The following is a 21843-nucleotide window of genomic DNA, read 5'->3' on the forward strand; positions in this document are numbered from 1 at the left end:
ACCGGCTTCTCAGACAATTGAGGAAGATAGGATGTTGGCGATAAAGGGCATGATGGCTCAGCGTGGTCATGGCGACCATGCGCATCGAATTCGACTACCCGAGCTATCTCTGGCGCCGGGCCAGTGCTTGGCTATTACCGGTCCTAGCGGGTGTGGCAAGAGCACTTTGTTAGAAACGGTGGGGCTGTTGTTAGCACCAAGTGAGCTTGAATGCTTCATGCTGGGAAAACCGCAAAAAGATGTGGCAACACTTTGGCGTACCCGCGAGCAAGGCGAGCTGGCCAAGCTGCGCGCGCGCGACCTTGGTTTTGTACTTCAAAGTGGGGGGCTCCTGCCATTTTTAAGTGTGGCTGACAATATCGCCTTGCCGCGCCGTATACAAAGTCTGCCCATTAAGAGTGACCGTATCACTCAAGCAGTCGATCGTTTAGGGCTGATACCGCTGATGGAAAAGCGGCCAGCAATGCTGTCTATTGGTGAGCGTCAGCGGGTAGCCTTCGTGCGCGCCCTGGCTCATGAGCCACAACTGCTGTTGGCTGATGAACCCACAGCAGCGCTTGATCCGCATAGTGCGCATGGGCTCTTCGCACTATTTATGGAAGTAGTGAAAGAGCTACAAATCGCCGCTTTGGTGGTCTCTCACGACTGGGCTCTTGTAGAGACATTTGGAGTGCCGCGTTTTGATGCCGTCACGGTAAAAGGGGAGACCGTCTTTGAACCTCGCCCTTAAGCGTTTGCGCCTGCTGGCATTGTTAGCGCTGCAGGATATCTGGCATGACCGCAAGGTATCAATGTGTATTGCAGCAGCACTAGTTGCCGTGATCGCGCCACTGCTATTGCTGTTCGGTCTCAAGTATGGGGTGGTCAGTCAATTACAGTCCGAACTACTTGATGATCCGCGGAACTTGGAAATCGGTATGGTTTCCAGTGGAAGGTATGACGCTGCCTGGCTCGATAGTTTGCGTAGCCGCCCCGATGTAGGGTTTGCGATTGGAATGACACGTTCACTCAATACCCAGGCAGATTTGGTCGCCGACCCTCAACATTTCCTGGATAACGCTGAAATCATCCCAACGGCAGAAGGAGACCCTCTGCTGTCGTCATTAACGCTTTCAGAGCCGCTTCAAGGGCCGGAAGTGGTGCTTAGTGAGTCGGCTGCACGGCGCTTGAATGTTGATGTGAATGACCCACTGAGCCTGTTCGTCAGCCGTCGACTCGATGGCAGAGCGGAGCGTGGCAGGCAATTTATTGTCGTGGCAGGTATTTTGCCACCTGACGTCTTTCCACGTCCGGCTGCCTTTGTTCCTTTGCCGCTCTTGATCGCGCTTGAGGAGTTTCGCGATGGCTATCACATCGATGCTCTTGGCGTGGGCACTGGCGAGCCACGAGGCGAAAGGGAAACACAGTTTTCACGTGCCCGTATGTATGCCGCCGATATTGATCAAGTGGCGGAGTTGGAGCAGTGGCTCAATGCCCAGCATATAGATACAGTTAGCCGCCTCGCGGAGATTGAGAATGTCAGGGCAATCAGTCACGTGCTGGGGCTAGTGTTTGGCGTGATTGCTATTACCGCGCTGGTGGGCTGCCTAGCCTCAATGTTGGGCGCTTTTCTGGCCAATATCGACCGGAAGCGCAAGGATCTGGCGGTGTTGCGTCTGCTGGGGTTCGATCGTCCGGCAATTGCGGGGTATATCGTGTTACAGGCTGGGACATTGACACTAGCTGCCTATGCAGTAGGGCTAGTCCTCTATGGACTGGGAAGCCAGGTGTTCAACCAAGCGTTGGCGACTAGCTCGACAACTGGAAGTGTTGTCTGTCGAATCACCTTCATGCACGGCGTAATAGCACTTTTATTGGCTTTGCTGGTTGCGCTCATGGTGGCGGTGATCGGTGTGCTGCGCGCCTTTAGTATCGAACCTGCGGAGAGTCTGCGTGAATTATAAATCTTCTAGACGTTTTGCTGGGCTCTATGGCAATGCCTGTTGGGTTGCTGTCTTGCTGTTGCAGGCGGGAAGCGCTTCGGCCGAATGGGATGAGCGGCTCTATAATCCCATGCCTCTGGATGACGACATCATACTGCCGATGCCTTGCGATGGTGCCATGGCGTTTCGCAAAATCCATATTCCCTCTGCTGGGCCGCTTGACGATTATCCCATCAATATTGGCCAGGATGGTACCGGGTGGGGCTATGTAGAACAGCGTCGCCCCTCTTATGTTTCAGGCAACTTCAGTGAGGTCGAAGGAGGCTCGCGCTACTACTTGCTGGCCAAGTATGAAACAACTCAGTTGCAGTATGAGGCCTTGATGGCTGAAGAGTGCCCGTCACCTTCTACTCGCTTGCGCTTACCGGCGGTATCGGTAAGTTGGTTCGATGCAACAGCGGCGGCTGATCGTTACAACTTGTGGCTGCGCCAAAATACTGAAGATATTTTACCCCAAGAGGACGGTGTGCTGGGTTTTGTACGCTTACCGACAGAAATAGAGTGGGAGTATGCCGCACGAGGTGGCTTGGAAGTTGGCACCGCCGAATTTCGCGACAGCCGCTACCCCATGCCAGAGGGCTTGAATGGTCATGAGTGGTTCGCTGGCCCTCAGTCAGCTAATGGTCAATTACAACTGGCGGGTTTATTACAACCCAACCCGTTGGGGCTGCATGACGTCCTTGGCAACGTGGCAGAAATGATGTTTGAACCTTTTCGTCTCAATAAACTGGATCGCCAGCATGGTCAAGCGGGTGGTTTTGTGGTGCGAGGGGGTAATTATTTAACGCCCCAAAGTGATATCCGCACTTCTCTTCGCGGCGAAGAGCCTTATTACCGAGAAGCTGGTCAATCCCAGAGTGGTCAAGTGGGCTTTCGCTTATCACTCGTTGCTCCCACATTGACCTCTCGAGAACGCATAGCCGCTATTGATGAGAGTTGGCAGCATTTGGGAAAGGACTTAGCTGATGGAGACGCAACGCAAGATACACCGGGAACCGTTGAGCAGTTGAGCAGCTTAGCTGCTGAACAAGAAGACATTGCATTGCAAGAGCAGTTACAGGACTTAGAGAACCAGTTAAGAGCAAGTAATCAGCGCCAAGAGGAAGCGCGAAACTTAGCGGTTCGCGCCAGTCTCAATTTAGGGAGCTTCCTTTGTACTAAGTTAGAGGATGACGGCGTTTTTCTCGATTTTCTGCACAATAATTATCAGATGAATTGTGGGGTAGACAGTACTGACACTAGTTGTGATATGCGTCAACAACGTCTGGAAGAGCAAGATGCGAGACTGGAAGCACTAAGCCGTTATTACGCCAGTAGTCTAGTCGAATCTGCCACCTTATATGGTGAAAATCTACTGGGAGAGCAAGTGGGAGTGTTCGAAGAGATCATTACTCACAATAAACAGCTTACTCAACTAAAGCCATATCTACATACTCACTGGGAAAACCAACGCGAATATCTGCAACAACAACACATTTCCACCAATGATTGGCTGGAAAACTGTAAAGCCATGGCAAATTAAAAAAACGCAAGGGAACATATTATGAAAATCAAGAAAATTTCAAAGAAAACAATCAATTCTGGCTGGAAAAAAGCACTGATGGTATCCGCTGTTGCTGGCAGTATGCTGGTACTAAGTGGTTGCGTCACAACGGGAAGTTCGCTGTTATCCGGTAATTCATCCGGATCATCAGCGGATCCGCGTCTAACCCAGGGCAATGACGCTCAGTTCTTCAGTCGTTCAGGTTATCAAGCTTGTGCTGCAGGTGCTGCTGCAGGCCTATTAGGTTGTGCACTTACTAACCCTGGGAACAAGACACAGTGCATGATCGTGGCAGGTATTGGAGCATGTGGCGTCGCCATGGGAGCTAATTACTACCTAGATCAACGACGCAGCGAATATGCAAATACAAGTGAGCGTTTGGAGGCAATGAGCGCTGATATTCAAGAAGATACACGTAAGGTTATTGCACGAACTGAAACCGCGCGTGAAGTGATGCGAGAGGATGAGGCTCGCCTTCAGCGTATTCAGCGTGAAATTGAGACGCAACAACTTGATCAAGCGGCGGCTGAACGTGACTTAGCTGCGATCGACGGTAACATCGGAATTTTGCGTCGCGAGTTGGTTAATATGCGCAATAAAGCAGAAGAATATCAAGAAGTCGCAGATGCAGAGCGTGTAGAGGCAAGCCCAGAGGAAATAGCCCGTATCGAGCAGGATATCGACTTGATGAACCAGCAAGTGCTGGCGTTGCAGCAAGAAGTGGATGATCTCTACAACATGCGTTCCGCTATTACTTTAGGTTAAGAAATCAGGTGCTACCATGATGAATAAAACCGTGTTGATCGCCAGCAGCATGATTCTGCTGGCGGGTTGCGCTACCTCCCCAGAACAGTGCGATCCCTACAATCGCGATGCGAGTCTTGTGGCCAAATTTTCCTGCGACACTTCAGGTGCCTATCGTGCACAAGTCGAGCAGCGGGAGCAGCAGGTACGACTTGATCAAGAAGAGAATGCTCTGTTTCGTCAGGTATATGCTGATATTAAGGCCCAGCAGAATGCAACCCGACAAGATATGAATGTTCAGCTAGAAAAGCAGCAAGCATTGAACGAATCTCTGCAAACGCTTCTAACACGCCTTAATGCACGTACTGGAGAGGAGTTAGGCCTACAGCACCGTCTAAATGATCTTGAACAGCAGCTACAAGCAAACCAAGAACCTGCCAATGGTGAAGCTGAGATTGAGGCTCGTAGAGCCCGGCTGACCGAGCTTGAACAACAAGTTAATCGCCTACATCAAAGTCTCGGCTATGAATAAGGCGAAAGACTAATCATGCAACGTATCCTGCGCGACTCCCAGGAGAGGCTGGGTGGTACCTTCGAGAGCTATCAGTCCAAGGTCGCTCTTATCCATCGCCACTTTCCTCCTAGCATTGGCAATATGTTTGCTATGCCGCGTAACGGTCAGGGCGATACGCTGGAGTGGTGGACGGAACTGCCAGGTCAGCCGATACGTTTTGATGCCTTAGATGAAGAGCAGCAGGCTGCTTTGCTGGAGCGTTATCAACAGCGTCAGCAAAGTCTGGGGCACCTAGCCGATGAGCTTATTCGGCGAGGGGACTCCGATGGTGGCAAGAGTTTGAAAACCTTGGTTGGCCCAGCTGACGAGCAACATCTCTACAGTCTTAATGGAGAGCCCGTCGTGATTCGCTGGGGAGCTGAAAAGGTGAAAGCCACTGCTTCAGATTTTATACCTCAGTCTGTGCCAATTGCTTCAACAGTTGCGCCTGTAACGTCTTCCTCTCGTAGATCTTTCAGGTCACTAATGTGGTTGTTGCCGGTGCTTCTCCTTTTTTTCCTGGGATGGCTACTGTATCTATTTTGGCCACTGGATCGCTTTTGGTCAGACGGCTTAACTAATGCTTCCGAGAAAGAGGTCGTCCCTTATGCTTGCCGTGAAGAGGGGAGTTTACCACCAGAGTTTGTAATGATATTTGATACATCAGGGTCAATGAATATCAATATTGCTGCAACTCAAGAAGATGAAGACTGGTATTTCAGTATGACCGAATTGCATATGATGTTGTTGCGGAATATGGGCAATGAGCGTCTCAGAACTCTGGAAACAGGTACTTCACGACTGGAAGTTGCTAAGGATGCTATTTCTGGAATTATTAATCAGCTTCACTCTGATATTGACACTGGGCTAATTACTTATGCCGGGTGTGGAGCCCCTGTCAAACAGGGAGTATTTAGTGGATCCCAGCGTGAACAATTGATAGATGGAATAAAGGCACTAAATGCCTACGATGGTACACCCCTTGCGGCCAGTTTAGTATCTGCGGCAGAAATGGTAGATGGACGTGAACGTGATGCAGTCATCATTGCCTTTGTTGATGGAACCGACGGTTGCGAACAAGATCAGTGCCAAGTGGTAGCAAACATCATAAAAAAACAGCCACGTATTACAATTAACGTTGTTGACGTAACTACAGGTGGTCTTTCCAATTGTTTAGCAGAGCAAACTGGTGGCCAAGTTTTCAGTTCAAAGAATGCTGATGAGATTGCTCGAATGATGGAGCAAGCTAGCTCACAGATGCTAAATGCTAGCCATTGCGAATAGTCATGATTTACCCGCTTCAGGAGTTGGTGTTTCTGCTGGAGTGACTGTTTTGGTATATTTTTATTTCGCCATAATTGGAATTTTATTGTTAAAATAAGATTTGATTATAGTGCTATAAATTGCATTAAATATGGGGTGATTAGTCAATAATGAGTGATGAATTTTCTGCCCTTTTAGTATTTAAAATATTTTTTTTGTTCGATAGTTAAACTCAATCTGCATGACTTTTGACAGATGAGTAAGCAGTTAAAAAAGGGCTGTTGTTTACCATCTGTGCCATAATATTTTGCTCAGGTGGTCCCCATCCCGAACGTACGGCCTCGTCCCTGATATAGCCGAGAGTGAGAGCAGGTAGCTTTGTTCACTGTCCGGTCACCCTCATGCATCCTAATACGACACATGCCAGCTGCTTCAGCACCTGCAGCTTAATATCCACGACCTTCCTCCTGGATTAACGTATTCTCTACGCTTTGTCCCTCTCGGCTGACTATTGCCAAGGAAATGCCCCATGTTTTTCCCAAAACGCGTTGCTCTCACGTCGTTCATTGCAATGTTTGCGCTACAGCCGCCTATGCTATTTGCTCAGGATGCTCATATTGGCAGCGTGCGTACCGAGTTCAAGCTGCTGGGCCCGAACAACACTATTGAAGTGGAGCGCTTCGATGACCCGAAGGTTCAGGGTATCTCCTGTTACCTCTCCTACTCACAGATTGGCGGGATCTCTGGGGCGGTGGGGCTTGCTGAGGAGGCCAGTGAGGCGAGCGTGGCGTGTCGGCAGACAGGAGAGGTTGTCTTCGATCCTGCTGAAGTAGAGGAGCAAGAGGTGATTTTTAGTCAACGCCGCTCGGCGCTTTTCAAAAATATGCGCGTCGTTCGCATGCATGACGCGGAAACCCAGACCTTTGTGTACCTGACGTATAGCACCAAGCTGGTCGATGGCTCGCCTAAAAACGCGATTACTGCTGTCCACTACGGTGAGCTAGGAGTCGGGCAATAACTGACTCGTGTGCGCTTAGCGCGGGTTGCCTAGCGTTTGTGTCCAGTAGGTTGAGTAGCGCGACTCCGAACCCTCGGCTTTTGCCATGCCCATCTCGGTAAAGGCATCATTCATGATGTTGCGGCAGTGGCCGGGGCTGTCTAGCCAGCCTTCCACCACGGCGGAAGCAGAGGTGAGGCCAGCGGCGATATTTTCGCCCACGGCTTGCCACACATAATCCTGATTACCCACACGCTGCTCAATGCCAGCGCCCTCCGGGCCGGTATGGCTAAAATAGTCATTCTCGGCCATGTCTTCAGAGTGGCTCTTGGCCGCTGCTTCCAGCTTGCAGCTCCATGCTAACGACTCTACGGCCTCATACTGCTGGTTACCGCATTGTCGCGCTTGGCTACGCGCCTTGTTGATTTGAGATAGCATTGCCTGCTGCTGATCGTTCAGTTCGCATTCACCCTGACGGGTAGCATCATCACTCTGGGACTGATCATTGGCCCATGAGGTGGATGAACCCATGAGCATGATAACGATCAGGCCGTAAAGCGCCCCAGCAGCGGGGCGCTTGGGAAGGAAGTTACCCACCGAACTTTTCATTCTCACCAAGGTTTGGCGTGGCGTCCTTTTTGAGGTTGGCTTTGGCAATTTCGTAAAGCTGGAATGTCTTGCTCTCTTTGGCTTTCCAGTGCTCACCCATCTGCACTTTGATCTCTAGCAGGGCGACGTCTGGGTCATCTTTACCTTCCGGGAACCAAGCAGCGATGAAGGGGCTCCAGTATTTTTCGATCAGTTCACGATTATCTGTCAGGTTGGCTTTACCCGATAGCGAAACGTAGACGCCAACTTCCTGGTCGGAAAAGCTAAGGCATACATCGTGGTCGCTTTTGGTTTCAAATACTTTTTCGGCACTGCGGCGGGTGAAGAACCACAGAGTGCCGTCGTACTCATCTTGCACAAGGTGCATGGGCCGGGCGCGTGGGGTGTCGTTATCCAACGTCACGAGCATGCCGACTTTGATATCTTTGATCATCTTCCAGATCTTCTGCTTATGTTCCGGGCTGGACATAGCGTCACTCTCCTTATGAATACGATCCTGGCCTTATGAATTAGATCCTGAAATAGTCATAGACAATGCTTGTACATCGAAGATGACTAGCTACAGCCTAGCTACCATTTTCCATATCAGCAAACGCTCTTCGAATAATCATATCTCTTGCCCACTAACATCCTGCTTGATGTATCTGCGGTTACTCACCAGAATCAAAGTGATGCTGAACTGTATGCTTAGGCGGGAGGTTTCAATGCTAACAGGATCTACATACCGCTATTGCCCAATTGTAGCGTTACTGATGCTCGGCGGTTGTGCCACGGGCGGGGGAGACCCCCATTCTCAAAATCAGATGACCCAATACGCGGCTGAATACTGTAGAAGCCTCGGCGGGCAGAATGAAATTAGCGAAAGCAGCCTAGGCACTGGCCGCTACTGCCGATTGCCTGATGGCCGGGTTGAAAATGAGTGGCAGCTTTATCGTACTGAGCGCCTTGATAATGACTAGTCGCCACCTTTTATCGCACATGGGTCAGCCATTGGGTGTGCAAAAGGCCTAGCTGTTTTTGGCTGTATGCCTTTTTTTAAAGCCAATCATAAGCGCTAGCAGCCCGCACGCCAGTGCTGGCAGCAGAACATCAAGCGCTGAGTCTAACGTCCACCCACGCCAGACGCCCTCAAACATACCTACCGGTAGCGTTTCGCCCCAGGCCCAACCTCGTTGGATGCCTAGCCTGTATTCGTGCTGAGCAATCTCGCGGCCAAGCAGTATCGCCACCGGGATAACACCCGCCACGCGAGCAGAAACAAATGGTAATAGTGAGAGCTGCATGATCAAAGCGATAACGACGTGCTCTAAATGTGTGACGTCCATTTCCACGCTCCCATAGTCTTTCGCCCATAGCTTTTCTTTCGTGAGCCTAAAGGGCTCTGGCACGAACATGGGCATCATACACCCACATTCATGTGGGTAGGGCTCGAGGCCTCAGCCCCTAACGTTTACCCGCTTTTGTTTTAATTTTGGGAGGTGTACCGGAAAGCTCTTTCTCTTTGGTGCGCCATTTAATCTTTACTTCCACCTCCTGTTTATCGCCTTCATCACTGGCGCGCAGGGAGACTTGCAGTAACTGCTGGGGGGAAAGTACCAGCTCACCTTCACTTTCCTGGAAGGCTAATTCGCCTTTATTGATCGCATTTGCCAGGGTAACCAGTAACTCTTGGGTTGACTGACGATCCAGCAGGGAATCGTGACTGAATTTCGTTTTTGACTTCATTTAGCGGGCTCCCACCCATTTTCCTTTGCGGCCGGGCTTGAATACTTTTGCCTGAGGGTAATCGCAGCTAAGGCCGATCACTCCACGGTTTTTGTCGATTAACGTTACCCCTACACCGTAGCCATCTAGCCCCTCATTTTTACGCGAGTGAGTGTCCAGGGTGATATCGGCTTCGATATGGATAAGCCCGTTTTTGAGCGTGACCCGCTGGCCAAAGTGTTGGTTGATATGGCCGTGAACCAGCACCTGAATGCCTGCTCGCCGGGCAACGTAGGCGCCGCGCGGCGTAAGGGGAAGATCGGCTTTACGGTATTTGGTTCTAAAGGTATTGGCCAAAGAGCCATAATAAAAACTGAACAGGTTTTGGTGCATTAGGTTTTTTTTGAAAGCCCGGTTGGCATGTTTTACGCCGTACTTGGCCAGCAGTTCAGCCATATGATCATCGAGGCCGGCATGCAGAAACAGGAAGGAACCGCGCTTTTTAACCAGCTGCATGCGGCGGAAAAACCAGCTAAATTCCCCCGATTTGTTAAGAAATAGCGAACGACACTTCATTGCGGCGGCGTAGACTTGGGTGAGCGACAGGCCGTTTTTTGCACAGTGCGCCTCGAAGCTCTGCGCCTTGGTGGTCATCTTACTGATTTCACGCTCTATACCCTCGGGGGTGAGAAACCCTGCGGCATAGAAGGGGAAATTCTCGAACCAGTCGTTGCCTGGAAACAGCGCGTGTCGGCACGCCTGCTCGGACGGTAATCCTTTGTCCCACTGGGTATCGGCCAGGTATTGATCGAATACCTCTTTAAACAGCGGTATCACCTTCTTACCCATACGCACAAAGAGATGTTGGCTACCGGCGTCAGTGTCGCGTTCCAGCGATAGCAGCCCCATCAGCAAGCGGAGGTCATGGTTACCGGCCAACAGAGTGATATCTGCTTTGAGGCGGTATAAGTGGGCCAGGCTGCGCAGCATCATCAGATTGCTGGGGCCTTTGTCCAGGCAGTCTCCGCCCACCACGATTTCGGCTTTTTTGCCGAATTTCGTCAGTGCATATTCACATAGATGGGAGCTTTCGCGTTCGATGACGCCTGCAGCAATTAGTGAGGCTTCAAATGCCTCGGCGTCCGCATGGGGGTCTGAGATGAATGCCACTGGCTTTTTGGGCCAGGCGAAGCCCTTTTTTCGCGAGCGCTTAATAAAGGTGCTTAGCGCCTCATCGTGATTGACCGAGGTCGCGTCATCGGGCCAGGGCGCCCACTCTGTCGGAAGGCGCGTCAAGATGGCGTTGTGATACGGTTGTTTGCTTACCTTTGGAATAACATTGAACGCGGTCATAGAAGCCATCTTATTCATCGCTATCGTCTAATCGAGTGGGTCTGCTGGCTGGCGCTGTTTCCAGTTTCCGTACAGTCGGTGCCAGCCTTGGTTATGCCGCTCGAAAACGACCGGATGACCATGAAACATACTTAACCGTTTAATATCGCTGAAGGGTATGACATTTAAATGATAGCTTGCGTGCCGAATGGAGGCGCCGTGGCCCACCACCAGCTGTAGTTGTTTAAATTGTTTAAGTTGCTTGAGTTGATTCTGTTGCTTCGTTGTCTCGATTCGCGGCTGTGGCTCTAAAAGTGCTTGTAAATGGGCAGCGACCCTTGCACCTGCCTCCAACAGGGATTCCGCGCCGTCGAAGGGCAGTCTGAAATCGCTGGCTGATTTCCACCCCTTAGGTAAGGGCTCAAGGCGAGGGTCGAGGGTGACGATGCGTTCTATTTCCTGAATGCTAAGATTGGCCAGCGCCCCAACGCTGCGTTCACAAAGGGCCGAAAAGCTGCGCGAACGGGGCGGCTCCGCAAACAGCGGCGTTAGCTCTTCGCGGAAGATTTCGGCTGTTTGCCAGGCTCTTAGCAGCGTCGAGCAGTGTATCTCCGCATTGAGCTGATAGCCTGAAGTGGTTAGCCACGCGCCGAATCGCCGCGCCTGCTCCCGAACGTCCTCTGCACCCTTTTCCGTGAGCGGGTAGGGTTGCAGGGCGCTGGGTGTATCCGCCAGTTGTGAATATTCACCGTGCCGAATCAGCGCCAGTGCCACCATCAGAGAAGGCCTTTGGCTTGGAGTAGCGCAATAGCACGCTCAAAATTGATGGCACCGGTGAGGCGCAGCACTTCAACGCGTTCTAGATGTTCGGCATAGACCTTGACAGATTGGGCTTGCTCGGTGGGAAAGTGGCCATCCGCATGCTGAAAAAATGGCCCTGGGCTTTTGCGTAAGCCCTCTAGCGCCTCAGGTGTTTGGTCGATATCCACGCTACTTAGGGCTGTCGGGGCGGTAGCGTCTAATGCCCAGTCAAGCAGTATCAGGTGTTTGAGCGTGCCGGATAGGGCAGTTTTACCCTCGCCATAGGTGTTAGGAATCAACACGTCGTACTTCTGCTCAATATCCCATAGCTGGCTTTTGGGCATGCCGGTAAATCGGGCGTGCTCGTCAGTGGGTAGTATGTCGCTCAAGCGGGGGGAGTTGATCAGCGTGCCCGGGTTAACGCGGGGGTGCTTGGCGACACCAAGAACGTTTACCTGGTGGTTGTCAGGCTTAAACAGAATCCGGTCATTGGAGAGAAAGCGCGCCTTTGCGGTTTCCAGCGCTTTCAGCATTAGCGTCGATTTACCGCCACCGGAGCTGGCGGCAATGGCCGTGACGTTGCCATCGATATCAAAGGCGGAGGCGTGGCCGAGCAGGTAACCATGGCGCTGATGGTGATTGAGGAACTGGTTGTTAATAAAGTTGATGACTTGCGATGAGTGCTTGCTTAACTCGCCAATCGCGACCGGTGCCGTTAACGATTGCAACAGCACCATCCCCGTGCGTACTTTATGAATCCAGCGCCCTTGAGGCGTATCCACGTAGGCCTCTTTCAGCCCTAGAGCACTGGTTTTGGCCCGTTTTACCGCTGTCCACTCGCGGCCGCTGGTATCCGCTTGCTGATCCAACAGCCATACCGGTTGCTCTGGCTGGTCAATGGTATGGACTTCTTTCGGGAGCAAACCAGACGCCGTTAAACCAGCATAGTAAACCTCAAGGTGGTCAAGAATGGCTGGATGGTCGGCCAGCACACGAATTGTTAAACCATTGAACGTCAGTGGTAACGCATAGGTGCAGGCGGCCTTTGCCTGGTTGATCTGTTGATTATCAAAAAGGTTGATCATTCACCTGCCTCTGCTGTCTCTGTCTCTGCTGTCTCGGCCTCAAGCTGACTAAGCACATAACCACACAGCTTCTCAGCAGCATCGATACCACATCCTTTTTTCGCGCCGCTAAATCCGCCAAAGGCCGAGACCTCAAAGACCACGGGCCCTTCATCGGTCAATGCGATGTCCACAGTGGTAAAGCTTAGATCGAAGCATGACTGGGCTTTTAGGCCAAGCTCAATCAGCTCAGGGCTTGCATCAAAGGTTCGATATTTGCCCCCGCTGTGTATCGTTGTATTCCACGACTTGTCATCGCCGACACGGGCATAGGTGCACAGGTACTTGCCGCCTAGAAATACCATGCCTAGATCCTGACCACCCAGGTTGACGAACTTCTGAAGGTAAAAAAGGCCATGCTTAGTCTTAAATTTATTCAGTAGTTGGGTATTGGCTTTAACACCATCTGCGGCTTTTAACACCACCATGCCGCGGGCTTTGGTTGAGTAGAGCGGTTTTAGGATTGCCTTTCCGAACGTCTGGATAGCCTCCAGCGCTGCATCAGTGCTCTCGGTGACTCGCGTCGCGGGCAGCGGGATACCGCCGGATGCCAGGGCGGCGGTGCCCTCAAGACGATTAATCAAACGGCTTACTTGGTTTGGACTGCTAAAACAGCGCACCCCATCCGCCTCAAGGCTGCTAAGCATGCGAAGTCGGTCGTCTGCGGCGGGGGAGTAGGTTTCGCTTATTTTTTTGATGATCACCCCGTCAAGCGCGTTGAGCAGGGTGCCCCGATAACGTAACTCGCCGGTTTCAAGCTCCAGCGCTACGTCGGCCATATCGACGACGCAGCGGTAGCCGGTGCGTTGTTCCAAATGATTCGCCAATACCTCGGTTGACCATTTGCCAGGTATCCCGATGACCGCAATCCGCTTATTAATCACTAAAAATATCCTCTAGGGGAAGCCTGTACTTCTCTATTTTCTCAGGGGTTAGAAGCGTTATGGCCTCTAGCAGGTAGCTCGCTCTAAGGGCGAGTCGGTTGGCAAAAAGCTTGTCGTAAATAAAGCGCGTAGAGGTGGCAAAGGAGCGACCTAGCGCGATGGCTAGCCGCGCATCAAAGCTTACATCGTTATTCTCTTTGGCGAACCGGCGCGCAAACTGATAGAGCTGTCTGATCAATCCCATTAGTTCGGCTCTAGGGGCCGCATCCATAATGGGCAGCCGATAAATTGACGCCATCAGAACGGATAAATCCTGAACATAATCAGAATAGGAGGCGCGGTGCAGGTCGATAAAGTAGATGCGATTTTTGAGTTCATCATAGATGAGGTTGTCGACGTTAAAGTCGCCGTGGATCAGCACGGAAAATGGCGCCCTAAGCTGATGCTCTAGGGGTTCTACGCGATCGATCAACTCATCAAAACTGGGGCGGAGAAGTTCGCAAATGGTTTGGTGTGTATGAAACAGTGTCGGGTGCGTGTGGCGGGTTTCGGGCATGCGTTTACGCAACTGCTGCATATACTCGGGTTGAGCCGGCTCGTTAGTAAGTGATGTCTTCCAGATCTTTCTCAACGTCCGTTGGAGTGTGTGGGCAAGTTGCTTGGCGGATTTCCATTGGCCGTTTAACAGCAGTGACTCAAGCGTTCGGCCGGGGAGGTGTTCGATCACCATTGAACCCAGTTCATCCCCCTGCTCGACATGGTGCGAGAGCACCGTTGGAGCCACCTTAGGATAGACCCGTTTCCATTGATCTACCCCGTAAAGCTCTTCAATGACTTTCTGGCTTTCACCCTCTTTGTAGACTGCCATCATCTTGCCAGAGGCGGCGTGCTCGGCTCTCAGTGTGGCAATGGTGCTGCCGCTGCGGGTAAGCGCCAGCCGTTCAACGGTAAAGTCGTCATTCTGGGCGGTCATCGCGTGGGCGGCATTTTTCAGTTGCTTGTAGTTTTGCAAGCGTACGGCAGGACCGAAGTTGGCAGCGAGTAGGGCGTCGGCAAGCTCCGCAAGCAGATGGATCATGCGGTGAAGCTGAAAATCCACCACGGAGCTGTTACGCATGCCTGAAGCGTCCTGCTCAAAAGCAGTGGTTAAGCGGGCGGTTATTTTGGGAATTCGGCGTCCAATTTTCAGGCCTTGGCGAGTGTTTGCATCATCGGTATTAATGATCACCAGCTTCAATGATTTACCCACCAATCGAATGAGCTTGGCGTACTCTTTTCGCGATTTATCGGGAAGCTGCTTCAGGGCCTTGATGGCGGTGAATTCAAGACAGGATTGGCCTAACTGGTCAAGCAGTCGGGCTAAGCGCTCAAGGGATTTGGATTGTTGAAAACCCTGCCCATCGACTTTGCGTCGCTGCACATCCATAGCGACGGCAAGCTCAACTTTCTCCACCAGCGTGCTTCTATAGCCTTTGCGATTGATCAGACGTCGAGAAACGGATTCACTTGGCTGAGTCACATAACCTTCAACTAACTCGAAGTGATTTTCAACTTCGAATCGTAGAAAATAGAAATGCTCCAAAATCGACGTATTGATACGCTGCCTCACCAAGATAACGTGCGCTTAGGTGGTTACTGCTTCTGAGAGTCAACAGTATAAATAACAGTGCCATCTTTTACGTTACATGTTTCTTACAGTTCAAAGAGTTGTATGAAAAAAAGACGTTTTATCGGTACCCGAATGTGCCTGCCCCGTGAGATTGGCAAGGGGTGGGATCTGCGTCTGGCCAGATACCGAAAAGCCCCCGAGCTAGGGCCGAAAATACTCTTCTTTAGTGGCGGTACGGCACTGAGACATTTTTCTGAGGTGTTGACGGACTATACCCATAATTCCATTCATCTGGTTACCCCTTTTGATTCAGGAGGTAGCTCGGCAGAGTTACGCCGGGCCTTCGCGATGCCTGCGGTGGGCGACCTAAGGGCACGTCTGCTTGCTCTGGCTGATGATTCAGTCACCGGGCACCCTGAGGTGGCTGCGCTTTTTTCACATCGACTAGGGGAAAAAGCAGCACTTAAGCAAAGCCTACAGGCCCTTGTCAGTGCTAAGCACCCGCTGCTCAAGGCAATTGCTGAGCCCATGCGGTCGCTGATCCAGAGCTATATCGCCGTATTCCACAACCATATGCCCAAGGATTTTAACCTCGCTGGTGCCAGTGTCGGGAACCTTATCTTGACCGGCGGCTATTTGATTCATGATCGCTCTCTGGATCCGATCGCCTTTCTCTTTGGCCAACTGATCAAGACCCGCGGCACCGTTCGGACTACGACGGATGCCAACCTTCAACTGGAGGTATTGTTAGAGAGCGGTCGAACGATTATTGGCCAACACTGCTTTACCGGCAAAGAGACGGCTCAAATCGATTCGCCTATCAAAGCTATAAAATTATCAGGCGAGGCGGACGATATCGACACCTTGGATGCCTCCAAAGTGTGTAAAGAGACCCGTAAGCTCATTGATTCGGCAGAGCTGTTGGTTTTCCCGCCGGGCAGTTTTTATAGCAGTGTCATTGCCAACCTATTGCCCAAGGGGGTTGATAAGGCATTGGCTAAAAACCCGTCACCCAAGGTGTATGTGCCAAGCCTGGGAACTGATCTTGAAACGCTTGGCATGACGTTGGTGGATCAGGTGCAAGTGCTCAATGAGCATTTGTCTGGCACACTCGAACCCTTATCGTCTAAGCGGTCTTCAATCGATTTTTTACTGTTTGATTCACAGCTCCTGAGTGTTTCGGCTGATCAGATTGAGACGCTACGCGATGAAATGGGTATTCAAATTATTGATCTAGATCTTGCGCCGGAGAATGCTGATACCCAACGTTATGATGACGTTAAGCTGGCTGAAGCGCTGCTTGGGTTGACCTGACACCGACATACTCTAAATGACCTTGGGCATTGCTATGCGTCTTAGTTACCAGGGCCCGCTGCCTGAAATGGTGGGGTTTTTGCTATTGCCGCAGTACTCGATGATGGCCTTCTTTGCGGCGGTGGAGCCGCTGCGAATTGCCAACCGCATTGCCCATCGGCCGCTGTTCGACTGGATGTTGATTAGCGCTGATGGCGGGCCGGTGACGGCGTCGAACGGTATGACCTTGATGGTGGATCACGCAACGGCGGATGTTCACCATTTGCCCTCGCTGGCGGTATGCAGCGGTTTTACTCCCGAGGCGCACCTTACCCGGCCATTAATGGCCTGGCTTCATCAGTTGGATCAGGCAGGCTGCTGTTTGGGTGGCATCGATACGGGGGCCTTTTTGCTCGCCGCCACCGGGTTGTTAAAGCACGAGCGGGTGGCTCTGCACTGGGAGAGTCTGCCCGCTTTTCGTGAACGCTTTCCGGGTATTGATACTACCGATGAGCTTTACGAGTTGGGCGAGCGGCGCTTCTCCTGTGCGGGCGGGGCAGCGGCGATGGATATGGCGCTGGAAGTGATTGCCAGACGGCATGGCGCAAAGTTGGCCATCGATGTCTCCGAGCAACTGATCCATGACCGAATTCGCACCCGCAGTGATCAGCAGCGCATGGCGTTGGTGAAGCGCTTAGGTACGCATAACCGGCGCGTTGTGGAGGCGGTTGCCCTCATGGAGCAGAACCTGGAAGAGCCGCTCCCCCTTGACGAGATAGCCAGCCAAGTAGAGGTGTCGGTACGTCAGTTGCAGCGTCTGTTTGAGCAGGAGCTTAACATGACCCCGCGTCAATGGTATTTGCAACTGCGCGTTAAGCGCGCCCAGCGACTGCTTGCCGAGACCGACTTAGCGGTATTAGAGGTGGGCGTGGCCTGTGGGTTTAGTTCGTCGTCGAGCTTTGCGCGTACGTTTCGTGCGCATTACGGCTACTCGCCTCGGCAGGTGCGTTCTGCCATAGCGGAGAAGACCTTTAAAGCGCAATAAGTGTCGCTTAATGCCTGATAAGCGTCGCTTAGTGTCTAGTGATAGGGGAGTAGCCGCGCATACTAACTAAACCCAACTAATAAAGAGGTTTGCCAAATGTCGGTCACAGCTATTTCTATCACTGCCAGCTCTGCCACCATCAACTCTACCACTACTAAGACGCTGTCGTTGACAGCGGGCTTTGTGCTCGCTGCGTTTGCTGCTACACCCGCCATGGCAGAGCTTGATGAACTGCGCTTTGGGGTGCCGCCGTGGCCTGGGGTGACGGTAAAGTCTGAAGTGGCGGCCCAGCTACTGGAGACCATGGGGTACGAGACCCGACAGCAAGATTTAGCCGTGAGCGTTATCCTCGAAGGCTTAACGCGGAACGACTTGGAAATTTATCTAGGCGGCTGGTACCCCGTACAGACCGATATGGTCGAGCCCTTGGTGGCTGACGGCAAAGTCGAAAAAGTGGTTTCCAATATCCGCGGCGCCAATTCCGGGCTAGTGGTTCCCCAGTATGTTTACGATGCAGGCGTCACCACGGTGGCTGAGCTGGCAGAACACCATGACCGTTTCGATGGTGAAATTCAGGGCATTGAAGCGGGCACCGGCATTAACGATGCGATTCTCAATGCCATCGATAATGATATTGCAGGTTTGGGGGATTGGCAGCTCCGCGAAAGCTCGACTTCGGCCATGCTGGCCCAGGCTGAACAAAAAATGGCCGATGAGGAGTGGGTGACCTTTGTCGGCTGGGAGCCTCACTGGATGAACGTGAGCTTCGATCTGGCCTATTTAGCCGATAGCGATGACGCGGGCGTGGCCTCCATTGAAAGCACGGTGTGGACCATTACCCCTGCCAGCCTGGCGGAAGAAGCACCCGAGGTTCACCGCTTTCTGTCGCAGTACGTGATCGATATCGAAGATCAAAACGATTGGGTGCACGAGTACAGCTACGAAGAGCGCCCGGCGGATGAAGTGGCTAATGAGTGGATCGGCAATAACTTAGATACCGTTGCCGAGTGGCTGGAGGGAGTTGAAACCCGCGATGGCGAACCCGCCATTGAGCAAGTGCGGGCCCAATACGGTTCTTAATAGTACGGCTTTTAATCGCACGACTCGTAAAGACTAAGCAGCGATAATGCCAAACAGCGCCTTATTAATTAAGGCGCTGTTTTAGTTTTTGGCAAAAGTCCTGCCAAGCGGTACTCATATCGGGTAGCCGCGCGTGGGCGTGAAGGGCAGCGTGTACCATGTGTGGTGCGCAGCGATAACCTACCGAGGCGCCTTCCTCGCGCCACTTTGCTATTGTGACTTCGATGGGTAGTGTCAGTGGGTCTCTCTCTACGGTCAGCATTTCAATGCTTGTGGCAGGCGGGCGGCGATCCCGCTGAGTAGCAATGATTTCAGGACACTGTTGACGAATGCTGAGCACCTCGTCGCGTGAAAGTAGCGGCGCATCTTCTCCCAAGCATTCAAGGGAAAGCGCGCCAACGGTTGGGTAGATCAATCCTAGCGGTGGCGCTTCATTGCGCTGATGGGCAAGGTCGATAGCCAATCGCCCGCCTGCGCTGTCACCCACCAGCGCGACAGGTTGAATCGCTTCTAGCACCGTACGGCAGTCTGCCAACATGGCGGGGTAATCTACCTCTGGTGCCAGCCGATAGTTAACGCTTACCACTTCACGCTCAAGCATCTGGGCCAAGCTGGCGGCGGGGCCATGGTGGCTCTCTGTTGAGCCGATGGTAAAACCGCCGCCATGGATAAACAGCACGCAGCCTGGCATTCGCCGTTGGGGAATAAAGCGGCGCACGCTAACGCCTCCCAAAACGCTATTGTCGATCTGCATACCGGCAGGGTCGGGTGGGGCGAAGGTGTAACAAAGCTTATCGTAGGCGCGCCGTGTTTGAGGTAGGGGTAGCTCCTCCATCACGGCCAGCCCTGCGCTAAAGCGCTGAATAAAGGCGTCTACGTTCATCTTTGCTGTAACCCTTAGCGTCGAATACCGATGGTGCGGCCAGCAAGCTCCGGCCAGGCATCGTTATTTGCCTGTGACAGTGCAGCCACATGATTCGCAACCGCTTCTGGAAACGGGCTTGGTCGTCCTGAGGCTTGCTTCATGCCCATCAGCATCTGTTCGCTGGTTGCCAGCAGGTTGCCTTCGTCATCGAACATGGCGAAAAACACGTGCAGGCGTTTTGCATCGCTATCGAGCAGCGTTAGATCAATATTCAGCGGCTGGCCTTGGTGCGCCTCGCGGCGATAGCAGAGGTGAGTTTCCAGCGTATAGATCGTGTAGCCATAGTGTTCACGGCCTGCTTCATCCAACCCAATGGTGTCGATAAGCGCCTCGCTGGCCTGGGAGAAGACGCGGGCGTACTCCGCGTCGTTCATATGCCCGTTGTAGTCGACCCACTCAGGGGCGACGTGGGTTTCATGGATGATCATTAAATGCGCTCCTGTAGGCCTTCGGCTTCCGGCCAGTATTTTTGCACTACTTCCAGCAGCTCGACTAAAAAGTCATCCCGGCGCCGGTCCAGCGTGGCCACTGAACGGCCCGCGGCCTGGTGCTCACAGCCTTCGACCACTTTATCAATCAGTTCATCGGTGAGTTCTGGGGCTTCCAGCTTGGTCCAGGGCAGTTTAAGCGCTGGGCCAAATTGCTCCAGCATATGGCGCATGCCTGGTTCGCCGCCCGCTAGGTGAAAGGTTAAGAACGTGCCCATTAACGGCCAGCGGAGTCCACAGCCGTAAACCACGGCGGCATCGATCTCTTCGGTGGTCGCCACGCCATCGTTAACCAGATGCAGGGCTTCCCGCCACAACGCTTCCATTAAGCGGTCGGCGATGTGACCCTCAATTTCACGGCGAACCACCAGTGGGCGCATGGCGAGCGCCTGATACAGCTCTTGGGCGCTGGCGATCTGTGCGGGCTGGGTGGCCTCACCGCCAACAAGCTCTACCAATGGCAGTAAATACACCGGGTTGAAGGGGTGAGCGACGATCACGCGCCCAGGCGCTTGTTGGCACTGCTGCTGCAGGTCGGTGGGCTTAAAGCCGGAGGTAGACGAGCCAATAATGACGCCCGGTGAGGCAGCAGCGTCAATAGCGGCTAAAATCTCTTGCTTTAGTGGTAGGCGCTCGGGCACGTTTTCCTGAATCAGGTCAGCGCCATCCACAGCTTTTTCAATCGTATCCGCAAAGGTTAGCCGCTCAGGGTTAGCATCGGGCGCTAAACCGAGCTGGGTTAACGAGGGCCAGGCATTGTCGATAAACGATTGGGTACGCGCCGGTGCCTTGGGATCTGGGTCGAAGGCAACGACGTCCCATCCTTGGGCGAGGGCGCGGGCAATCCAACCGTTGCCAATCACGCCGGTACCAATCACGGCTAAGCGGCTCATACAGCACCTCCTGCTGTGTTACCCATGATACGTCCGGTCATCGGATCGCGTAGTTTGAGATGAGCGCGGGTTTCTGCAGGTGTCATTACTCGGGCGCCGAGGTTTTCAATAATGGTCGACGCTTTCTCGACCAGTTGGCCGTTGTTAGCCAGCACGCCTTTCTCTAAAAACAGGTTATCTTCCAACCCAACCCGAGCGTGACCACCCAGCAGCACCGCCTGGGCGACCATAGGCATTTGATGGCGGCCAATGCCAAAAGCGGCCCAGTTAGCGTTGGCAGGTAATTTGTTACGCATGGCCAGCATCGTTTCTGTGTCTGCTTCGGCACCCCAGGGAATACCCAGACAGAGCTGATAGAGCGGGTCGCCATCGATCAAGCCCTCTTGCTGAAGCTGGCGGGCAAACCAGACGTGGCCCAGATCAAAGCACTCCAGCTCAGGCTTAACGCCTGCGGCCTGAACCAGGCGGGCGTGTTCGCGCAGCCAGTCTGCGGGGTTTACGTAGACCATATCGCCAAAATTGAGGCTGCCGCAGTCCAGTGTGCACAGCTCGGGAAGCAGTTCGCCGACCGGGGCGTGACGCTCGGCGGGTGTTTGGATATCGGTGCCTGGGCCGCCGCGCGTTGGGTCGGTGACATCGGGTATCCAGTCGCCGCCGCCGCCAGCGGTGATGTTCATCACAATATCCACATCGGCCTCACGTACACGCTCCATCACTTCGCGGAACTGTTCAGTAGAGTGGCTGATGCCGCCGGTCTCTGGGTCGCGAACATGGATATGCGCGATGCTTGCCCCGGCATGCGCCGCTTCAATACAGGAAGCTGCAATGGCCTTGGGTGTAACAGGCACATTGGGGTTTTTTGCGGTGGTATCTCCCGCGCCTGTCACGGCACAGGTGAGAATGACATTGCGGTTCATGGCGTGCTCTTTAGTCAGCAGTTTATTCGCTTACTAGTGTGTCGCCCTGTGCAGACA

24 protein-coding genes are annotated in these 21843 nt (G+C 52.8%); 11 read left to right on the forward strand and 13 right to left on the reverse strand.

Annotated elements, in window-relative coordinates; all coding sequences use genetic code 11:
• Positions 1 to 31: 31 nt before the first annotated feature.
• The 7 genes from HZU72_RS03650 to HZU72_RS03680 all read left to right on the forward strand — a co-directional run bounded on the left by HZU72_RS03650 (position 32) and on the right by HZU72_RS03680 (position 7103).
• The gene (locus HZU72_RS03650) at positions 32 to 730 is read left to right on the forward strand and encodes an ABC transporter ATP-binding protein (RefSeq protein WP_180090587.1); all 699 of its coding nucleotides are present in this window, start codon (positions 32 to 34) and stop codon (positions 728 to 730) included.
• Positions 714 to 1943 carry an ABC transporter permease gene (locus HZU72_RS03655; RefSeq protein WP_180090588.1) on the forward strand — a complete coding sequence of 410 codons (1230 nt, stop codon included), beginning with the start codon at positions 714 to 716 and terminating at the stop codon, positions 1941 to 1943. The genes HZU72_RS03650 and HZU72_RS03655 overlap by 17 nt, the downstream gene beginning before the upstream one ends.
• A complete protein-coding gene (locus HZU72_RS03660; RefSeq protein WP_328736002.1) occupies positions 1933 to 3504 on the forward strand; it encodes a formylglycine-generating enzyme family protein in 1572 nt (523 codons plus the stop codon). Before HZU72_RS03655 ends, HZU72_RS03660 begins: the two co-directional genes overlap by 11 nt.
• A 21-nt stretch (positions 3505 to 3525) precedes the next feature.
• Complete coding sequence (locus HZU72_RS03665) at positions 3526 to 4290, forward strand: coiled-coil domain-containing protein (RefSeq protein ID WP_208457948.1); 765 nt, start codon at positions 3526 to 3528, stop codon at positions 4288 to 4290.
• Positions 4291 to 4306: 16 nt separating this feature from the next.
• Complete coding sequence (locus HZU72_RS03670; protein WP_180090589.1) at positions 4307 to 4801, forward strand: hypothetical protein; 495 nt, start codon at positions 4307 to 4309, stop codon at positions 4799 to 4801.
• 15 nt (positions 4802 to 4816) lie between these two features.
• A complete protein-coding gene (locus HZU72_RS03675; RefSeq protein WP_180090590.1) occupies positions 4817 to 6106 on the forward strand; it encodes a vWA domain-containing protein in 1290 nt (429 codons plus the stop codon).
• Positions 6107 to 6614: 508 nt separating this feature from the next.
• Positions 6615 to 7103, forward strand: coding sequence for a CreA family protein (locus tag HZU72_RS03680; protein ID WP_180090591.1), 489 nt, complete (start codon positions 6615 to 6617; stop codon positions 7101 to 7103).
• 15 nt (positions 7104 to 7118) lie between these two features.
• Here the strand turns inward: HZU72_RS03680 and HZU72_RS03685 are convergent, their stop codons facing one another.
• Both HZU72_RS03685 and HZU72_RS03690 read right to left on the reverse strand, forming a co-directional pair.
• Entirely contained in the window at positions 7119 to 7691 is a 573-nt protein-coding gene (locus tag HZU72_RS03685) for a CAP domain-containing protein (protein ID WP_180090592.1), read from the reverse strand.
• Entirely contained in the window at positions 7672 to 8160 is a 489-nt protein-coding gene (locus HZU72_RS03690; RefSeq protein ID WP_180090593.1) for a pyridoxamine 5'-phosphate oxidase family protein, read from the reverse strand. Before HZU72_RS03690 ends, HZU72_RS03685 begins: the two co-directional genes overlap by 20 nt.
• A 235-nt stretch (positions 8161 to 8395) precedes the next feature.
• Between HZU72_RS03690 and HZU72_RS03695 the strand changes: the two genes are divergently transcribed.
• Positions 8396 to 8650 carry a DUF333 domain-containing protein gene (locus tag HZU72_RS03695; protein ID WP_180090594.1) on the forward strand — a complete coding sequence of 85 codons (255 nt, stop codon included), beginning with the start codon at positions 8396 to 8398 and terminating at the stop codon, positions 8648 to 8650.
• A gap of 48 nt (positions 8651 to 8698) precedes the next feature.
• Here HZU72_RS03695 and HZU72_RS03700 read toward each other — a convergent pair whose 3' ends face one another.
• The 7 genes from HZU72_RS03700 to HZU72_RS24105 all read right to left on the reverse strand — a co-directional run bounded on the left by HZU72_RS03700 (position 8699) and on the right by HZU72_RS24105 (position 15055).
• Positions 8699 to 9016 carry a hypothetical protein gene (locus tag HZU72_RS03700; protein WP_180090595.1) on the reverse strand — a complete coding sequence of 106 codons (318 nt, stop codon included), beginning with the start codon at positions 9014 to 9016 and terminating at the stop codon, positions 8699 to 8701.
• Positions 9017 to 9134: 118 nt separating this feature from the next.
• Entirely contained in the window at positions 9135 to 9416 is a 282-nt protein-coding gene (locus HZU72_RS03705; RefSeq protein WP_180090596.1) for an amphi-Trp domain-containing protein, read from the reverse strand.
• Positions 9417 to 10748, reverse strand: coding sequence for a metallophosphoesterase (locus HZU72_RS03710; protein ID WP_235975977.1), 1332 nt, complete (start codon positions 10746 to 10748; stop codon positions 9417 to 9419).
• A 27-nt stretch (positions 10749 to 10775) separates the two neighbouring features.
• Positions 10776 to 11504 carry a histidine phosphatase family protein gene (locus HZU72_RS03715; protein WP_180090598.1) on the reverse strand — a complete coding sequence of 243 codons (729 nt, stop codon included), beginning with the start codon at positions 11502 to 11504 and terminating at the stop codon, positions 10776 to 10778.
• Positions 11504 to 12613 carry an HprK-related kinase B gene (locus tag HZU72_RS03720; protein WP_180090599.1) on the reverse strand — a complete coding sequence of 370 codons (1110 nt, stop codon included), beginning with the start codon at positions 12611 to 12613 and terminating at the stop codon, positions 11504 to 11506. The genes HZU72_RS03715 and HZU72_RS03720 overlap by 1 nt, the downstream gene beginning before the upstream one ends.
• Positions 12610 to 13536, reverse strand: coding sequence for a GAK system ATP-grasp enzyme (locus HZU72_RS03725; protein ID WP_180090600.1), 927 nt, complete (start codon positions 13534 to 13536; stop codon positions 12610 to 12612). The genes HZU72_RS03720 and HZU72_RS03725 overlap by 4 nt, the downstream gene beginning before the upstream one ends.
• Entirely contained in the window at positions 13529 to 15055 is a 1527-nt protein-coding gene (locus tag HZU72_RS24105; RefSeq protein ID WP_180090601.1) for an aminoglycoside phosphotransferase family protein, read from the reverse strand. The genes HZU72_RS03725 and HZU72_RS24105 overlap by 8 nt, the downstream gene beginning before the upstream one ends.
• A 192-nt stretch (positions 15056 to 15247) precedes the next feature.
• On the opposite strand from HZU72_RS24105, the gene HZU72_RS03735 reads away from it, so the two are divergent.
• The 3 genes from HZU72_RS03735 (at position 15248) to HZU72_RS03745 (ending at position 18563) form a co-directional block, all read left to right on the forward strand.
• Positions 15248 to 16459, forward strand: coding sequence for a GAK system CofD-like protein (locus tag HZU72_RS03735; RefSeq protein WP_235975978.1), 1212 nt, complete (start codon positions 15248 to 15250; stop codon positions 16457 to 16459).
• A gap of 34 nt (positions 16460 to 16493) precedes the next feature.
• Entirely contained in the window at positions 16494 to 17483 is a 990-nt protein-coding gene (locus HZU72_RS03740) for a GlxA family transcriptional regulator (protein ID WP_180090602.1), read from the forward strand.
• A gap of 96 nt (positions 17484 to 17579) precedes the next feature.
• Positions 17580 to 18563: an ABC transporter substrate-binding protein gene (locus HZU72_RS03745; RefSeq protein ID WP_208457949.1), complete on the forward strand. Its 984-nt coding sequence runs from the start codon at positions 17580 to 17582 to the stop codon at positions 18561 to 18563.
• Positions 18564 to 18627: 64 nt separating this feature from the next.
• On the opposite strand, the gene HZU72_RS03750 is transcribed toward HZU72_RS03745, so the two are convergent.
• From HZU72_RS03750 to HZU72_RS03765, 4 genes are read right to left on the reverse strand one after another with little or no spacing between them, the layout of a single operon-like run.
• A complete protein-coding gene (locus HZU72_RS03750) occupies positions 18628 to 19446 on the reverse strand; it encodes an alpha/beta hydrolase (RefSeq protein ID WP_180090603.1) in 819 nt (272 codons plus the stop codon).
• 14 nt (positions 19447 to 19460) lie between these two features.
• On the reverse strand, positions 19461 to 19916 hold the full coding sequence (locus tag HZU72_RS03755; RefSeq protein WP_180090604.1) for a thioesterase family protein: 456 nt from the start codon (positions 19914 to 19916) through the stop codon (positions 19461 to 19463).
• A complete protein-coding gene (locus HZU72_RS03760) occupies positions 19916 to 20869 on the reverse strand; it encodes an L-carnitine dehydrogenase (RefSeq protein ID WP_180090605.1) in 954 nt (317 codons plus the stop codon). The genes HZU72_RS03755 and HZU72_RS03760 overlap by 1 nt, the downstream gene beginning before the upstream one ends.
• Entirely contained in the window at positions 20866 to 21786 is a 921-nt protein-coding gene (locus tag HZU72_RS03765) for a beta-keto acid cleavage family enzyme (protein ID WP_180090606.1), read from the reverse strand. The genes HZU72_RS03760 and HZU72_RS03765 overlap by 4 nt, the downstream gene beginning before the upstream one ends.
• Positions 21787 to 21843: the final 57 nt, after the last annotated feature.

It is taken from the genome of Vreelandella sedimenti (genome assembly GCF_013416325.1).
Taxonomy (GTDB): domain Bacteria; phylum Pseudomonadota; class Gammaproteobacteria; order Pseudomonadales; family Halomonadaceae; genus Vreelandella; species Vreelandella sedimenti.

Bases quoted from the DNA above. Each gene is read 5' to 3' on its own strand.
- HZU72_RS03650 (WP_180090587.1), top strand. From the start codon at position 32: ATGTTGGCGATAAAGGGCATGATGGCTCAGCGTGGTCATGGCGACCAT.
- HZU72_RS03665 (WP_208457948.1), top strand. From the start codon at position 3,526: ATGAAAATCAAGAAAATTTCAAAGAAAACAATCAATTCTGGCTGGAAA.
- HZU72_RS03670 (WP_180090589.1), top strand. From the start codon at position 4,307: ATGATGAATAAAACCGTGTTGATCGCCAGCAGCATGATTCTGCTGGCG.
- HZU72_RS03675 (WP_180090590.1), top strand. From the start codon at position 4,817: ATGCAACGTATCCTGCGCGACTCCCAGGAGAGGCTGGGTGGTACCTTC.
- HZU72_RS03680 (WP_180090591.1), top strand. From the start codon at position 6,615: ATGTTTTTCCCAAAACGCGTTGCTCTCACGTCGTTCATTGCAATGTTT.
- HZU72_RS03685 (WP_180090592.1), bottom strand. From the start codon at position 7,691: ATGAAAAGTTCGGTGGGTAACTTCCTTCCCAAGCGCCCCGCTGCTGGG.
- HZU72_RS03690 (WP_180090593.1), bottom strand. From the start codon at position 8,160: ATGTCCAGCCCGGAACATAAGCAGAAGATCTGGAAGATGATCAAAGAT.
- HZU72_RS03695 (WP_180090594.1), top strand. From the start codon at position 8,396: ATGCTAACAGGATCTACATACCGCTATTGCCCAATTGTAGCGTTACTG.
- HZU72_RS03700 (WP_180090595.1), bottom strand. From the start codon at position 9,016: ATGGACGTCACACATTTAGAGCACGTCGTTATCGCTTTGATCATGCAG.
- HZU72_RS03705 (WP_180090596.1), bottom strand. From the start codon at position 9,416: ATGAAGTCAAAAACGAAATTCAGTCACGATTCCCTGCTGGATCGTCAG.
- HZU72_RS03710 (WP_235975977.1), bottom strand. From the start codon at position 10,748: ATGACCGCGTTCAATGTTATTCCAAAGGTAAGCAAACAACCGTATCAC.
- HZU72_RS03715 (WP_180090598.1), bottom strand. From the start codon at position 11,504: ATGGTGGCACTGGCGCTGATTCGGCACGGTGAATATTCACAACTGGCG.
- HZU72_RS03720 (WP_180090599.1), bottom strand. From the start codon at position 12,613: ATGATCAACCTTTTTGATAATCAACAGATCAACCAGGCAAAGGCCGCC.
- HZU72_RS03735 (WP_235975978.1), top strand. From the start codon at position 15,248: ATGAAAAAAAGACGTTTTATCGGTACCCGAATGTGCCTGCCCCGTGAG.
- HZU72_RS03740 (WP_180090602.1), top strand. From the start codon at position 16,494: ATGCGTCTTAGTTACCAGGGCCCGCTGCCTGAAATGGTGGGGTTTTTG.
- HZU72_RS03745 (WP_208457949.1), top strand. From the start codon at position 17,580: ATGTCGGTCACAGCTATTTCTATCACTGCCAGCTCTGCCACCATCAAC.
- HZU72_RS03750 (WP_180090603.1), bottom strand. From the start codon at position 19,446: ATGAACGTAGACGCCTTTATTCAGCGCTTTAGCGCAGGGCTGGCCGTG.
- HZU72_RS03755 (WP_180090604.1), bottom strand. From the start codon at position 19,916: ATGATCATCCATGAAACCCACGTCGCCCCTGAGTGGGTCGACTACAAC.
- HZU72_RS03760 (WP_180090605.1), bottom strand. From the start codon at position 20,869: ATGAGCCGCTTAGCCGTGATTGGTACCGGCGTGATTGGCAACGGTTGG.
- HZU72_RS03765 (WP_180090606.1), bottom strand. From the start codon at position 21,786: ATGAACCGCAATGTCATTCTCACCTGTGCCGTGACAGGCGCGGGAGAT.